Source organism: Brevundimonas sp. AVps7 (assembly GCF_058681545.1).
In genome coordinates this window covers 2282587-2297200 of record NZ_CM178742.1, presented here as the reverse complement: position 1 = coordinate 2297200, position 14614 = coordinate 2282587, and the positions used below count along the sequence as shown (strand labels likewise).

Genomic DNA, 14614 nt, shown 5'->3' with positions numbered 1-14614 from the left:
AGCCTTCTTCCTCCGCCCAGGGGAGGGAGAAGGCTGAACGATATTGCACCGGCCGTCGTCACCGTGTAAAACGTGCTTGTCATTTTGGAGGAAAGACACATGAGCAACTGGCTGAAAGCGATGAACCCCGCGAGCCCGGTGACCACGGAGGCGGAGGCCGAACGTGCGGCCAAGGCCAGCGCGATCTCGATCTTCATCGGCGTCGTCGTCGGCCTGGTCAGCCTGGCCTGGACCATCGCCAATCCGGGGGCGATGAATGACGCGCTCGCGACCGCCTCCCAGGGGGATCCGGCTGCGGCGGCCATGGCCGATGCGTCGCTTCAGGCCGGTCTCTGGATGGCTGGCGGAATGGTTGCGATCCAGCTGATCCTCGGCGTCGTTCAGTGGCGCAATCCGGGCAAGTTTATCGCCATCCTGTTCATCGTCCTGATCGCCCTCGGCATCGCCATGAGCGTGGCCTCGCCGCTGATGACCGCTTCCATGCCGAACGTGCCCGTAACGCCCATGTGGCAGATCGCGCTGTCGGTTGTAATCATGGTCGTCCAGCTCGTCCTTCACGTCACCGGCCTGAAGGGCATCAAGCAGCTGGACCGGATCCAGATGGAGCAGTCGCGCTAATCGGCGCCTGCTGAACTGTTGGGCCGTCGGTCCTGCGCTCCGGTTCCCGGGACGCGGGACTGGCGGCGCCAGCGGATCGACAGGGTGGCGTCGCCCTGGCCGCCGAACTGGGAGCTGATCGCCACGTTGCGACGCACCTGCCACTCGACATTGACCGCCGCCCCGCCCTCGCCGCCGCCGATGATCTCCAGATAGACGTCGTCGGTGATGTAGCGGCCGCCCGCCACCGTCAGGGCCGAGGCCTCCCCGCCGAACGACAGCCGGTCCAGCCCGGCCAGTTCACGCAGATTTCCGATCACATCGAACCCGCCGCCGCCCGCCAGGGAGGCGACCCCGGCCGCCAGCTGGGCCGCCTCGAACGGCGACAGCTGCGACGCCGAACGGCCGAACAGGACCTGCGACAGGATCTCGTCCTGGGGCAGGGCAGGGGCCGAGGTCAGCAGGATTTCGGGCCGCGCCGCCGTGCCGGTGACCCGGATGGTCGCGGTCAGGGCCGGGTCCTCGCGCACCGCCGACAGGTTCAGCCGGATGCGCGCCGGATCGGTGGACAGGGAGACCGAGCCACGGTCGTCGAAGACGAACCGCTTGCCCGCGAACTCATAGTCGCCGCGCACGACGGCGGCGCCGCCGGTCAGTACCGGCTGGGAGACGGTGCCGCGCACCCGGGCGTTGACGCTGAGCACGACGTTCAGCCCTCGCCCTGCCACCCGGACATTGCCGCCACGCGAACGCAGGCGGATGTCCATGCCGATCTGGGGGCCCCGGCTGGGACCGTCCGCGGCCTCGACCGGATCGCCGCCGGGACGGTTGATCTCGACCACATCCATGCCGACGATGCCGTTGGAGCCCGGCGGATTGGCCTCGATCCGGGCCTCGTCGATGTTGATCTCGCCCGCCAGGGTGATGTTGCCGTCTGCGGCCCGCACCACCGTCAGGGGCCCGGAGGCGCGGCCTTCGGCGATCTCGTTGTCGATGATCTTGAAGCGGGTCAGGTTCAGTTCGAAGTTGGAGCCCGACCCCTCCCGCAGGCCGATGCGACCATCGCCCGAGACCGTCCCCCCGGCGCTGTCGTTGGCCCTGAAGGTCTGGATCAGGGCCGTCGTGTCGTCAAACCGGCTCGCCAGGGTGACGCCGTCGAGCGTCAGGCCGATGCCGTTGTCGCGGAAACGGCCGTTCTGCAGGTTCAGCCGCCCGTTGATCAGGGGCGCCGCCAGCGTTCCGCCCAGGGTCGCCGAGCCATCGACCTGACCGGCCAGTGTGCGTTCGCCGCCGAAGAAGACGTCCCAGATCGGCTGGATCTGGCCCTGCACCTCGACCTGGCCGGACATGGTCCGGGTCCTCGCAATGGCCAGACGCAGCGGTGCGGCCGAGGACTCGACCGGCAAGGTCACATCGGCAGTGGCCCGCACTGCGTCGGTCCCGGCCGCATTGGCCTGGATGCGCAGCGTGTCGTTGACCAGGGTCGCGGTGACCGCCCCATCGACCGAGAGGCCCCGGGGCGCATCCACGCTGCGCAGCTGGGCCAGGTTGACGTTGGCCGATCCCGACAGATCGTCGCCAGAACCACGCAGGGAAATCCGGCCCGTGACCCGCCCCCGCAGGTCCGGCGCGATGGAGCCCAGCTCGACGCTGGTCAGGTCGGCCTGGATCACGGCGGCGTCCGAGTCCTGGCGCATCTCGCCGAGCAGGACGCCGCCCCCGATCGAGAGGTCGACCCGGGCCACGCGGCCGTCTCCGGCCAGGGCGACAACAGCGGGATTGCGCGTCGAGAAGGCGACATCCCGCACCTCTCCCGCTCCGCTCAGCGTGATGCTCTGCGCCTCGCCCTGTCGCGAATAGACGCCAGACCCGTCGAACGAGACGGGCGTGCCGCCACCGACGTCGGCCTTCAGGGTGAAGGGCAGGCGATCGAGCGTGCCTCGCCCGTCCAGTTCAAGCGACCGGATCACATAGGTCGAACCCGCCAGACGGACATTGGAGCCGGTCACGTCGAGAATTGCGGTGTCGTCGCCCGCCCCCTCGGTCAGGCGAATCCGGCCGTCCGCCGTACCCGAGGCGAGGAAGGCGCCGGGGCGGGCCGTGAAGGTCAGGTCGGCGCTCGACGGCGTGTTGTTGGCCAGGGCGATGGCCCCCTGCGCCGTCACGCCCCCGGCGTTCAGATCGACCTCGGTCAGGCGGATGCGATTGCCGCCGAGGAAGAAGTTCCCGGCCGCTCTGGCCGGTCCGTAGTTCGATCCGGCCGTCATGACGATCCGCCCGTCCGAGGCGTCCGCGCCCTTGCGGAAACTCAGCACCAGATCGGCGTCGGTCAGGGTCAGGGGACCGGCGGCGATGCTGCCGAAGGCCGCCGTCAGATCGACGCGGGGTTCGGCCAGGGTCCCGGTCAGGGCGCCGTCGCCCGTCATCGCCCCGTCGATGGCCACGGGCCCGACGCCGAACGGTCCCTGCGCATTCCAGTTCAGGGCCAGACGCATCCGCCCCTGCGGCTCGATCAGACCGCGCGCCGAGGCGGTGCCGGCCGCGCCGGTCAGGACGCCCTGTTCGACGGCGATCCGGCCGTCGTCGAGATTGCCCGCCAGTTGCAGCCGGGGCGTGGCGCCGAGCAGTCGATCCAGCTCGGCCATGCCGGTGGTGAGGCGACCGCCGCGACCGTCAAAGGTCAGGATCCAGGGTGCGCCGCTGCGGGCCGAAGAGGCCTGGATCGGTCCGCCGAAAGTCCCCCGTGCGCCGGGCCGGATGCGGCTGACGTCGGTGATGTCGGCCCGGCCCCGGAAGCCCAGACCGCCGGTCAGGCCGCGCCCGCCCGAACCGGTGACGGTCAGGGCCTGCCCTCGCACATCGACCTTCTGCAGCAGGATGGCGCCGTCGGCGAGCCGGGCCGCCTCGAAGGACAGGCGCGGCGCGGCGCCCAGAAGCGCGCCGACGATGCCCTGGCTGCGGCCCCCCGCCACGGCGAGGTCGCCCGTCAGTCCGATACGCCCGTTGTCGGCGGAAATATCGAGGGGACCCGCGATCGTCTGGGCCGCGTAGCTGGCGATGTCGGCGTTCGCCATCCGGATATCTCCGTCGAGCTTCCAGCGCGCCGCATCGCCTGTGAACACGCCGGAATAAGTCGCCGCACCGCCGCTCGTCGTCCCGACCAGCCGGGTGACCGATCCGGTCGAAACCGTCAGGGCCACCCCGTCCGGCGCGCTGCGATCGTCCAGATGGATCATCCCCTGGGCGCTGGATTGCAGGTTCTCCGCCGTCAGCCGCCAGGCCATGCCCTGGACCGTCTCGTCATTCGCGTCCGGCACGGAGGCGAAGCCGAACCGGGCGGTGCGGCCGATGCGTTGGACGAACGGCTCAAGCAGATCCGATCCGCTGAAATCAAAATAGCCCGAAATGCGCGAGCCTTCGGCGCCGTAGCGGCCGCGAACCGTCAGGGGCGTGAAGTCGCCGGTCCGCACCGTGGCGTTGACGATGTCGCCATTGACCAGGGCCGAGGCGAAGAAGGGCTGGTCCGGAGAATAGCCCAGCGATCCCGCGAGAGGACCGCCCTGGGCCTCGCTGGCTCGCAGGTTCAGGCGCAGATCCTCGGGCTTGGCGCCGAGCGTGGCGGCCACCCGCAGGAAGTCACCCGGTCGGTTCAGGCTGTAGGCGGCGACGTTGGCGACCTTGTCTCCATTGCGGGGAACCAGGGCGTCGCCGGTCAGCCGCCAGCGGCCGTACTCCTGCGAGAAGCCTTCCAGCAACTCGATGTCGGCGGTGAATCTGTCGATGTCGATACTGATCGGCATCGGCTGCGGCGGCCGTCCGTCCGGTGGATCGAGCTCGGGGCGTCGCAACAGCCGGATCGACTTCGCGGTGATGTCCGTGGCGTGGAAGCGGCGGGTGACCAGCGGCCAGTAGCTCCAGTCCACGCGGACGTCCCGGGCCTCCAGCCAAACGCCCTTTTCGTCGGTGATCGTAACGCGACGCAGGGTGAAGTCGTCGAACAGATCGCCCTGCAGACCTTCGACGTTGATGCGGCCATAGCGGCTGATTTTCTTTCCGGCGACGAAGCTGGTGACCAGGTCTCGACCCGGACCGGAGACCAGATACATCCGGCCGCCGAAGGCCAGGATCAGGGTCAGGACGAGCAGGCCGATCAGGGCGAACCCGCCGAAGAATGCGATGGCCTGCAGCCGGGTACGCCGGCGCTTCTCTGCCTTGGCCGGGGTTTCCACCGTTTCATGCGCGTCGGGGTTGAGCTCGGTCAAAACGCCTGACCGATGCTGACATAGACCTGGAAGCCCGCGTCGCCCTCGCGCTTGTCCAGCGGGAAGGCGATGTCGGCGCGGATCGGGCCGAAGGACAGATTGTAGCGGGCGCCGATGCCGACGGCGTAGCGCAGGTTCGAGAAATCGGGCGTCTCGTCGAAACCGATCGCACCGGCGTCAACGAAGCCGACGACGCCGAAACCCTTGCCCACGTCGTGACGGACCTCGGCCGAGACCTCGAACAGGGAGATGCCGCCGCGCGGCGTATTGTCGGGCAGACGCGGACCGACGCCCTGGTATTCGTAACCGCGCACGGACCCGCCGCCGCCGGAGTAGAACAGGCGATCCGAAGGGACGCTGAGCTCACTGCCGCCGATAATCGAACCCAGTCGCATGCGGCCGGCCAGCACGGTGCGGGCGTTGTCCTGCACCGGCATGTAGGCGGTGGCCTGGGCCTCGGTGCGCAGGAACAGGATGGTGTCCTCGCCGGCCACGGCGGTGGGCTGAACGTTCAGGGTCATCCGCCAGCCGGTGGTCGGATTCAACGGGTCGTTGGACTGATCGATATAGGCGCTGCCCCGCGCGGTCAGGATGGCGAGATCGCGATCGAAGCTGATCGGCGCCTGGGTGACCGGATCGAACCGGTTCTCGCTGTAACGGCCGGCGTCCAGACCGACGCCGTAGCTGTAGTACGAGGTCTTGCCGATCCGCTGGCGAAGGTCGGCGGACAGGACGGCGGCGGTCCGGCGATAGGCGTCCGTGTCTTCGTTCACCAGGGCGGCGGACAGGGCCAGGGTCTCGCCGGGCGTGCGCCAGTGCGGCAGGCTGAGGTCCGCGCCGATGCGGCTGTCGATATTGGCGATCCGGGCCTGGAACCGCAGGGTGTCGGCCCGGCCGAAGCGATTGTACCAGGTCCACAATCCCTCGACGCCTGAGCCATCGGCGGTCGAGAAGGTTGCGCCGGCCTCCAGGATGCGGCGCGGCCGGTCAGTCAGGGTGACGACGACCGGACGGTTGCCTGACAGCGTCGACTGGTCCGCCGCCGTCAGGGCCACCGCGACCCCGTCATAGACGCCGGTCTCCAACAGCCGGCGCTCCAGCTCGGCGACCAGTTCTGGATCGTAGCGCTGTCCCTCGTCCCAGGGGGCAAGGCCCGTGACCCAATCGGGGTTCGTCGGCCCACGGGTCTCCACCCGCACGCCGTCGAGACGAACCAGAGGGCCGGAGTTGATGTTGAAGGTCGGGGCGACAGTCATCGCCGCATGGTCAACGACCACGCGGCGCGGCTCGGTCGCGGCATCGGGATAACCTTCGCGCGTCAAGCTGGCGATGATCCGGCCCTCGCCCGCGATGACGTCGGCGGCTCGCCCCGGATCGCCGGGCTCCAGTTCAATCTCGGCCTGTGCAGTGCGAATGACCTCGGGCTCAGGCTCGGAGGCGACCCAGCGGATCACGGGCTCGGAGAGCACGAAACGTGGACCCGGGGCGATCTCGACAATCGCGACCGGGCTCTCCTCGCCCTCGACGACGTCCGCGAGGATCGGCTGATAGTAGCCTTCAGATCGCAACAAGGCCTCGGCCGAGGCCATGGCGGCTCGAGCCCGTCTGCGGGCGTCGAAGCCGTTGGTGGGCGGTCCGTCGGTTTCGCCGATGGCGCGGATCAAGGCCGCGCGCAGTTCGGCGTCGAGGTCGCCGCGGATCTGGGCGCGCGGATCAGCGGCGGCCGCACCCGCGACGCTCACTGCGCCCAAGCCAAGCACCGCCGCGACGAGCGCGGCGGAGATGCGGTGGAAAGGAGAGGACCTCGACGTCAATATGCAACCCTGATCGGCGACCTGCTCCCGACCGGAACAGTCTCGCCAGAGGCCCCCCCTCAAGCAGCGAATCGGGACGACCTTGCGGCCGATCAATAGAACAGGGTTTCGCTCTCTGGCTTGACCGTCTCTTCGGAGGAGCGCTGTTCCGGCGGCAGGGTCGAGGTGGGCGGCACGTCCGTTGGGGCCGTCGTATCTGCGGCGGCCACGCCCTGATCGGTCGCTGCGGGCGCGACGGGCGCCTCGATATGCGGCGGTGCTGTCTCGGCCTGTTGGGACGCGGGGTCTTCGCAGCCGGCGACAGCCAGACCGGCGGCGCCCAGGGCCGCGAGCAACATCAAACGCTTCATTTCAAATCTCCCCCGGAGTGCGGCGTGAAAACGCGCCGTGAACAGGCCTGTTCCATAGCTTGTCCCACGTTCCCGGTCACGCTGGATCAACAGCGTTCTGGCAACCAATCCTTCGTCTATTGGCGCGACACTCAGCTTAACGGGAGAGGGCTAAAGAATGACGGCGAACGGCTATGCCATGATCGCCCAGGTGCGGTTCCGCGAATTGAGGACGCGGATCGGCCTGGCGGCGTTCATCGCCGTAACCGCGTGGTTCCTGACGCACACGTTCTGGCCGGCCGTGTGGTTTGGGGCAGTGGTCGCGAGCCAGGCGTTGGACTGGATCGTGTTCAGGCCCCTGCGCAAGCGCCCCGAGGTTGAGCCGTCTACCGGTTACAAGGTGGCCCTCTGCACCACGGCTTCGGTCAATGTGATCGTCTATTCCGGCATCGCCGCCTATCTTTGGGGAGCGGGCGGAGACGCGGGGCGGTTGTTCGCCATGGTGCAGGTGGCCGGCGGCTTGCTGCACGTCAGCCTGCATATGCACCACGTCCGGCCGCTGCTGTTCGCGGCGGTCATCCCGCACAGCCTGTACTTCCTCGGCATGCCCATCGTCGGCGCGATCGTCGACGGCAAGCCGGAAGAGATGCTGATCTCGCTGGGCGGGATTCTGTACATGACGCACCTGGTGGTCGCGGTGCGGCAGAGTTCGATGACCACGACGGCCTTGCAGAGAGCGAACGCCGAGGCCCGGCTCGAACGACAGAAGGCCGAGGTGGCGAGCGCCGCCAAGTCCGACTTCCTGGCCGTTATCAGCCACGAGATACGCACGCCCATGAACGCTGTCATCTCGGCGGCCAACCTGTTGCGCAGGACGCGACTGGACCGTGAGCAGCGCGAGCATGTGTCGATGCTGCTGGATGGCGGCGACGTGCTGGTGGGTCTGCTGAACGACGTGCTCGACCTGTCGAAGATAGAGGCGGGCAAGATGACCCTTGAATCCTCGGTGATGGACCTGCGCGAAAAGCTGGGCTCGCTCGGCCGGCTCTGGGGTCCGAAGGCCGAGGCCAATGGCGTCCGTCTGAAGATCGAGATCGATCCCGGCGTGCCCGATTGCGTGCGGACCGATCCGCTGCGCCTGCAGCAGATGCTGTTCAACCTCCTGTCGAACGCTGTGAAGTTCACGGACGAAGGCGCAATCACCGTATCCGTCGATTGGCGGGCGGAAGACAATCGCTTGATCATCGCGGTGGCCGATACGGGTGTCGGCATTCCCAAGGACCGGCTTGCGGGCATCTTCGACAGCTTCGAACAGGTCGACGCGGGCACGACGCGGAAATACGGCGGCACCGGTCTCGGGCTGGCGATCAGCCGCCGGCTGGCCGAGATCATGGGTGGGCGCCTGACTGCCGAGAGCGTCGAGGACGAAGGTTCGACCTTCGTGCTGAGCCTGCCGATGGAGCCTGTGGTCAAGCCGGCGGCCGAGACCCGGCGTCGGGCGGCGCCGCAAGCCGGGCTGCAGGGCAAGGTTATCCTGGCTGCGGACGATCACGCCGTGAACCGGCGCATCCTGTCGCTGCTGCTGGAGCCGCATGGGTGCACGATCCTGCTGGTCGAAAACGGGGCCGAGGCTGTCGATGCGGCCAGGACCCAACGGTTCGACGCCATCCTGATGGACATGCAGATGCCGGTCATGGATGGACTGGAGGCTTCGGCCCAGATTCGGGCCAGTGGCCTCAACCGGCGCACGCCGCTGATCGCCTTGACCGCCAACGCCATGGACGTGCATCGCGCGGCCTGGGATGCGACGGGGGTGCACGCTTTCCTGACCAAGCCGATCGATCCGGTGCTGCTGGCAGCCACCCTGGCCGAGGCCTGCGCCGAGCCCATCGACGAAGACGAAGCCCGGGTCGCCTAGGCCCAGCGGGCGAGGGCGTTCTCCAGGGAGATCTCGCCTCCCGGCTCGATCGACGCGACCTGGCCGTCGAAGCGGGGGGCCGGCGAGGGCTGGGGCGGAGACCCTGAGATGGTTCCGCGAGCCTGACTGTGCGGATGGTCGGCGGCCTCGGCGAAGGTCAGGACGGGCGTGACGCAGGCTTCGGTCCCGGCGAAATGCTCGGCCCAGTCGTCGCGGGTGCGGCCGGCGAATAGTTCCGTGAACCTGGCTTCGAGCGTGAGCCAGCCGCTGAACGGGAACTGCGGCGCTTCGTCGGGCTCGAGGTCCAGTCCGGTCAGCAGGGCGGCGTAGAAGCGCGGCTCCAGAGCCCCGACCGCGACGAACTTCCCGTCGGCGCAGGCATAGCAGCGATAGAAGGGCGCCGCGCCGTCCAGCAGGTTTGAGCCACGCTCGCCGGACCAGTGGCCGCTCGCAGTCATGGCGAAGAACAGGGCCGACAGAAGCGACGTGCCGTCGGTCATGGCGGCGTCGACGACACGGCCCTTGCCGGTGGTTCGGGCCTCGATGACGGCGGCGAGCACGCCCGTGATCAGCAGCATCGCCCCGCCGCCGTAGTCGCCGACAAGGTTCAGCGGGGGGAAGGGCGGGCGACCCGGCTCTCCCATGGCGTGGAGCGCGCCGGTCAGGCCGATATAGTTGATGTCGTGGCCGACCGTCTGGGCCAGAGGACCGGTCTGGCCCCAGCCGGTGACGCGGCCGAAAACGAGTTTCGGGTTGCGGGCGGCGCAATCCTCTGGCCCCAGGCCGAGGCGTTCCAGCACGCCGGGGCGGAAACCCTCGATCACGGCGTCGGCGCTGGCGATCAGGTCGAGGACGCGGTCGCGGTCGGCGGGGGACTTCAGGTCGACCACGACGGCGTTGCGGGCGCGGTGCATGACGTCGTTGCCGACGTCGCCGAAAGAGCCGGCCTCGGCGCGGCGGAGGCGCAGAATGTCGGCCCCCAGATCGGCCAGGACCATGCCGGCGAAGGTCACTGGACCCAGGCCGTCGAACTCGATGATACGGACGCCGGAAAGAGGTTTCATTGTCGCTTGCTAGCGTCAGCCAAGAGCCCGGTCGAGTTCACGCAGGGGAAGCGGCGGGGACTTTCTCACGCCGTCGAGGGCGGAGAAACGATGGTACGTCCTCTCGGGCTCGAACCGAGGACCCTCTGATTAAAAGTCAGATGCTCTAACCAACTGAGCTAAGGACGCACATCGTGGTCGCAGAACGGCTGGGCCGTTTCGCGGTTGCGCCTTCTGGTTCATCGCGCCGGTCGGGTCAAGGGCTGTGGGCCGCCTTCCTTTTCTGATGATGTCGTTTGGCGTCGTGACTCCCGTCATGTGACCGCTATTGTGAGCGAACATAAGGGGATGGACGGGCATGCGCGGTTTCGGATTCATGGCGGCTTCTGTCGCACTCATCGGCCTTGCGGGTTGCAACCAGACCGAGGGCAAGGCGGTCGCCGCTCCGGCTGTCGCCCAGGCCGCACCGCAGCCCAGCCAGGTGATGCAGGAGACCTTCGTCGACTGCACCTGGGGCGAGACCCAAGGGTCGGGTCTGTCGGTCTGGAGCTATGCCTGTCCGCAGGCGGGCAATACGCACATGGTCTATGACGCCAGCCTGCCGGGCTTCGCCCTGGAGGGGACCTACGACGGCCAGACGTCGCGCAGCCCGGCCATCATCGTGTTCAGGAAGGCCGCTGACGCGCCGATCGAATCCGTTCTGGCCGATGCCCGGACGAAGTCGCCGGGGCCGCATACGGCACAGTGCGTGCTGGCGCGGCCGACCTATGACGGTGCCGCCGAAGGCATCTACCACCTCGTTCCGCCGGCTCCGGTCAAGGCGCAATGGGATGCCTTCTCCTCCGGCGAGGGCGACGCGGAGCCGATGGAGCCGCCGTGCGGCGATCTGGGCGAGCAGATGTCGGGCGATCACGTCTTCTATGTGCTGAACGGTGACCCGACGACGGTGCTGTGGGTCAATTTCGGCAGCGAGATCCAGCCGTTCGAGGCCGCCTCGATCCGGCCGCTGAACGCGGGCTAGGGTCTGGTGCGGTGGCGTAGCGTCCTCCTGTCGATCTCGGTGCTCGCCCTGCTGACCGGCTGTTCGGCCGCGCGGCAGGTGGGGGCGGGATTCGGCGATGCGGCGACCCAGCCGCTGGTCGATCTGAACGTGCGGCGGGACCAGATCCCGACGGTGCTGCTGCAGGCCCAGGCCAATCCCTATGACCGGCGCAATCTCAGCCAGTGCACGACCATCGGCGCCGAGGTGGCGCGGCTGGACGAGGCCCTGGGGCCGGACCGGGACGAGCCGCCCGCGCCGGACAGCCCGACCCTGAACGAACGGGCCCAGGACGCCCTGGCCGAGGCCATGCTGGACGCGATCCGGAACGCGGCGACGGACTTCATCCCCTATCGCAGCTGGGTTCGGCAGCTGACCGGAGCCCAGGCGCGCTCGAAGACGGTTCAAGACGCGGTCGAGGCGGGGCGGCTGAGGCGGGCCTTCCTGAAGGGGCTGGGTATGCGGGCTGACTGTTCGCCGCCGGCCTCGCCCGCCTGGTTCCGGCCCACGGGGCGCTCGCAGCGTTGACAGCGGGCTGTCTAGCGGCGAGCGTGATCCCAGAACCTGGAGTTGCGCCATGTCCCGCACCAAGCCGTCCCGCTTCCAGCAGATCGCCACGATCCTGATCATCGCGTTCGCGGTGCGCGCCCTTCTGGGCGACGAGATCGGCGCCTTCATGGACGGGATGATCATCGGGTTCACCGACGGGATTTAGCGGCCGGAGGTCGGGCGGCGCTTTTCGCTGCGGTCGCCCCGGATCTGCACCGTGCCGTCCTTCGCAAAAGCCTCGAAGGACGGCTTGTCGATGTTGCGGAACTCGCCGGTCCGGTCCCAGTCCCAGTCGAAGGAGATGCGCTCGCCCTTGTGCGCGAACTTGCCGGACCAGTGGGCGAAGAAGGAATATTTGTCGCCGCCGATGATGATGACGTGGCGGTGGAGCGCCGTCTCGTTGCCGTCCGGGCGGGGCGGCTCCTCGAGGTAGGTGTTGTAGGCGTGGAAGCCTGATTTCTCGATCCGCATGGTCAGTTCGAGGTGTGTCGGGCGTGAAAGTCGCGGCGGAACTGTTCGAAGCGGCCATGCTGGATGGCGTCGCGCATGGCGGCGGTCAGGGTCTGGAAGAAGGCGATGTTGTGCCAGGAGAGCAGGATCTTGCCGAGGATTTCGTCGGCCCGGATCAGGTGGTGCAGATAGGCCTTTGAATAGGTCGAGGACGGGCCGTCGATCGTGGGGTCCAGCGGATCCTGATCCTCGGCGAAGCGGGCGTTCTTGAGGTTCATCGGTCCGTCCCAGGTCCAGGCCTGGCCGTGGCGGCCGGCGCGGGTGGGCAGGACGCAGTCGAACATGTCGACGCCGCGATACACGGCCTCGACCAGGTCGACCGGCTTGCCGACGCCCATCAGATAGCGGGGACGGTCGGCGGGCAGCATGTCGGGGGCGTAGTCGAGGACCTCGCACATGGCCGTGTGGCCCTCGCCCACCGCAAGCCCGCCGATGGCGTAGCCGTCGAAGCCGATCTCCTGCAGCTGTTCCGACGACTGGCGGCGCAAATCCTCGAAGGTCGAGCCCTGCTGGATGCCGAACAGGGCCTGGGTCTCGCGCGTGCCGAAGGCGGCCTTCGAACGGGCGCCCCAGCGGATGGAGAGCTCCATCGCCTTGCGGGCCGCGTCCTTCTCGGCCGGGTAGGCCACGCACTGGTCGAGCTGCATCGAGATGTCGGCGCCGATGCGGTCGGCCTGGATCTCGATCGAGCGCTCGGGCGACAGGACATGTTTGGAGCCGTCGATGTGGCTGGAAAAGGTGACGGCGTCTTCCTTCACCTTCGAGATGCCGGCCAGGGACATGACCTGGAAGCCGCCCGAGTCGGTCAGGATCGGCCTGTCCCACCCCATGAACTTATGAAGCCCGCCGAGACGCTCCATCCGCTCGGGGCCGGGGCGGAGCATCAGGTGGTAGGTGTTGCCGAGGATGATGTCGGCGCCGGTGGCCTTCACCTGTTCGACCGTCATCGCCTTGACCGTCGCGGCCGTACCGACCGGCATGAAGGCGGGGGTGCGGATGTCGCCGCGCGGGGTCTTCAGCACGCCGGTGCGGGCGCGGCCTTCGGTGGCGGAAATGTCGAACGGGAAGGGCAAGGGCGGGTCTCAATGAGGGGAGGCGCGTCTTAGAGCGGGGGCGTGGCCTTGGGAAGGCGGGGGAGCCGGACGGCAAAACACAGTCCGAAGCGTCCGAAGCGTTCGGATCGGCGCGACTCTGAAATTGGAGTCCACATAGTCCACAGAGTCTACATCCGGGGCGGCGTGAGAGCAGGGTTGTGAAAAGTCGTGCGCAGTGTCGCACGGTTTTGAGGGGCGCCTGCGATAAAGGCTCTGGATAGGGCCGGGCTTTGAAATCGTTGGGCGATTGTGGGGATGTGTTGATGGGTATGGCTGATTTCCTTCTCCCCTTGCGGGAGAAGGTGGCAGCCGAAGGCTGACGGATGAGGGGTCACGCCGGCGGTCGGAGTGGACTTTGGCAAGGACATGCTGGTCGTTCTGGTGTGACCCCTCACCCGATCGCGCCAGGACGACGGCTGTGCCGTCGTGCGCGATCTCCCTCTCCCGCAAGGGGAGAGGGAGATTGAACTCAGGCTCTCGCCGGCCTGACCGGGGCCAGCTTCCGCCGCTGCCGCGCCAGCGCCAGCGGCGTGCCGTCGGCGGCCCAGACGGTGGCTTCGTCGACGGTCCAGCCGGAGCCGAAGTCGAGCATGCGGAACTCGAAGAAGGCCCAGCCGTCGGGACAGTGTTCGGGCGTCGGATCGGTCAGGATGTCATAGCGGAGGTCGACCGTGGCCATTCCCAGCGGCTTGTCGATGGCGGTCCAGACCGGCGGATAGAGGGCGTCCAGAAGATAGCAGAGGCCGACGGCGTCTAGCGGGCCGCCGTCGCGGATCTTCATCCAGCAGCGCTCGATGACGGGGCGGCCCGGAACCGGTTGAAGGATGTGGGGGCCGGTCTCGAACCGGTAGTCGACGTGCTGGGAGAAGCGCGGGGCCATCGGGCCCTCCAGATCACGGCCGGTCTTCAGCGCCTCCAGCGGGGGCGGGGCGGCGAGCGGGGTCATGGCCGGGCCGGGGACGTCGTCGCCGAAGGTGGCGCTGGCGTGGTTGGTCAGGCGGGTCTGGCCCTCCTTGTCCTTCTGGGTGACATCGACCTGGGCGAAGGAGGCGCTGCGGCCGCCGCGCAGCAGGCGAGGCGTGAAATGGATCGGCTGACCGAAGCGGGCCGGGGTCATGTACTGGACCGACAGGCTGCGCAGCGGTGCGGCGATGCCGAGGCCGGTCTGCATCGATGAGGCGCACAGAGCCGCGATCAGGCCGCCGAAGGGAAATCCGGTTTCCGGCGGGGCGTTCAGCCGGCCGTTGGAGAAGTCGCCGTGCAGGTCGGCGCTGAGCACGCCGTCGTCGCCGGGCGTGAGGGTCAGGGCTTCGGCGATCGTCTGTTCGGGCATGAGCGGGGTCGTAGCTCGCGAAAGGACCGGGCGGAAGCCGGAGCCGCCGCAGCTTGCTGATGGAAAGAGCGGGCGGCGGACAAGCCGCCGCCCGCAAGTCGGGAATGCAGGAACGCCGCGAGGGCT

General features: G+C 68.3%; 12 protein-coding genes and 1 tRNA gene. 5 read left to right on the top strand and 8 right to left on the bottom strand.

From position 1 onward, the window contains the following. Positions 1-99 precede the first annotated feature (99 nt). Positions 100-618 (top strand): hypothetical protein, encoded by a 519-nt coding sequence (locus ACW17Y_RS11430; RefSeq protein ID WP_492035823.1) that lies wholly within the window; start codon positions 100-102, stop codon positions 616-618. On the opposite strand, the gene ACW17Y_RS11425 is transcribed toward ACW17Y_RS11430, so the two are convergent. The 3 genes from ACW17Y_RS11425 to ACW17Y_RS11415 form a co-directional block, all read right to left on the bottom strand. Continuing rightward, positions 615-4859, bottom strand: a complete 4245-nt coding sequence (locus ACW17Y_RS11425; RefSeq protein ID WP_492035822.1) for a translocation/assembly module TamB domain-containing protein — start codon at positions 4857-4859, stop codon at positions 615-617. The genes ACW17Y_RS11430 and ACW17Y_RS11425 overlap by 4 nt on opposite strands. Further along, the gene (locus ACW17Y_RS11420; RefSeq protein WP_492035821.1) at positions 4856-6601 is read right to left on the bottom strand and encodes an autotransporter assembly complex protein TamA; all 1746 of its coding nucleotides are present in this window, start codon (positions 6599-6601) and stop codon (positions 4856-4858) included. Before ACW17Y_RS11420 ends, ACW17Y_RS11425 begins: the two co-directional genes overlap by 4 nt. 164 nt (positions 6602-6765) lie before the next feature. After that, positions 6766-7023, bottom strand: coding sequence for a hypothetical protein (locus ACW17Y_RS11415; protein WP_492035820.1), 258 nt, complete (start codon positions 7021-7023; stop codon positions 6766-6768). Between the two features lie 157 nt (positions 7024-7180). Here ACW17Y_RS11415 and ACW17Y_RS11410 point away from each other — a divergent pair, with 157 nt between their 5' ends. Beyond that, positions 7181-8920, top strand: coding sequence for an ATP-binding protein (locus tag ACW17Y_RS11410; protein ID WP_492035819.1), 1740 nt, complete (start codon positions 7181-7183; stop codon positions 8918-8920). Here ACW17Y_RS11410 and ACW17Y_RS11405 read toward each other — a convergent pair. After that, a complete protein-coding gene (locus ACW17Y_RS11405; protein WP_492035818.1) occupies positions 8917-9984 on the bottom strand; it encodes a CaiB/BaiF CoA transferase family protein in 1068 nt (355 codons plus the stop codon). The genes ACW17Y_RS11410 and ACW17Y_RS11405 overlap by 4 nt on opposite strands. Positions 9985-10075: 91 nt before the next feature. Beyond that, positions 10076-10152, bottom strand: a tRNA-Lys gene (locus ACW17Y_RS11400). Positions 10153-10321: 169 nt separating this feature from the next. On the opposite strand from ACW17Y_RS11400, the gene ACW17Y_RS11395 reads away from it, so the two are divergent. The 3 genes from ACW17Y_RS11395 to ACW17Y_RS11385 are packed head-to-tail and all read left to right on the top strand — an operon-like array spanning position 10322 to position 11717. Beyond that, the gene (locus ACW17Y_RS11395; protein ID WP_492035817.1) at positions 10322-10984 is read left to right on the top strand and encodes a hypothetical protein; all 663 of its coding nucleotides are present in this window, start codon (positions 10322-10324) and stop codon (positions 10982-10984) included. A 6-nt stretch (positions 10985-10990) separates the two neighbouring features. Then, positions 10991-11530: a hypothetical protein gene (locus ACW17Y_RS11390; protein WP_492035816.1), complete on the top strand. Its 540-nt coding sequence runs from the start codon at positions 10991-10993 to the stop codon at positions 11528-11530. Positions 11531-11579: 49 nt separating this feature from the next. Then, positions 11580-11717 (top strand): hypothetical protein, encoded by a 138-nt coding sequence (locus ACW17Y_RS11385; protein ID WP_492035815.1) that lies wholly within the window; start codon positions 11580-11582, stop codon positions 11715-11717. On the opposite strand, the gene ACW17Y_RS11380 is transcribed toward ACW17Y_RS11385, so the two are convergent. The 3 genes from ACW17Y_RS11380 to ACW17Y_RS11370 all read right to left on the bottom strand — a co-directional run bounded on the left by ACW17Y_RS11380 (position 11714) and on the right by ACW17Y_RS11370 (position 14488). Continuing rightward, positions 11714-12022, bottom strand: a complete 309-nt coding sequence (locus tag ACW17Y_RS11380; RefSeq protein ID WP_492035814.1) for a hypothetical protein — start codon at positions 12020-12022, stop codon at positions 11714-11716. The two genes, ACW17Y_RS11385 and ACW17Y_RS11380, sit on opposite strands and share 4 nt — an antisense overlap. A gap of 2 nt (positions 12023-12024) precedes the next feature. Beyond that, positions 12025-13134 (bottom strand): tRNA guanosine(34) transglycosylase Tgt, encoded by a 1110-nt coding sequence (gene tgt, locus ACW17Y_RS11375; RefSeq protein ID WP_492035813.1) that lies wholly within the window; start codon positions 13132-13134, stop codon positions 12025-12027. A 490-nt stretch (positions 13135-13624) separates the two neighbouring features. Then, the gene (locus tag ACW17Y_RS11370; protein ID WP_492035812.1) at positions 13625-14488 is read right to left on the bottom strand and encodes an acyl-CoA thioesterase; all 864 of its coding nucleotides are present in this window, start codon (positions 14486-14488) and stop codon (positions 13625-13627) included. Between the last annotated feature and the right edge of the window lie 126 nt (positions 14489-14614).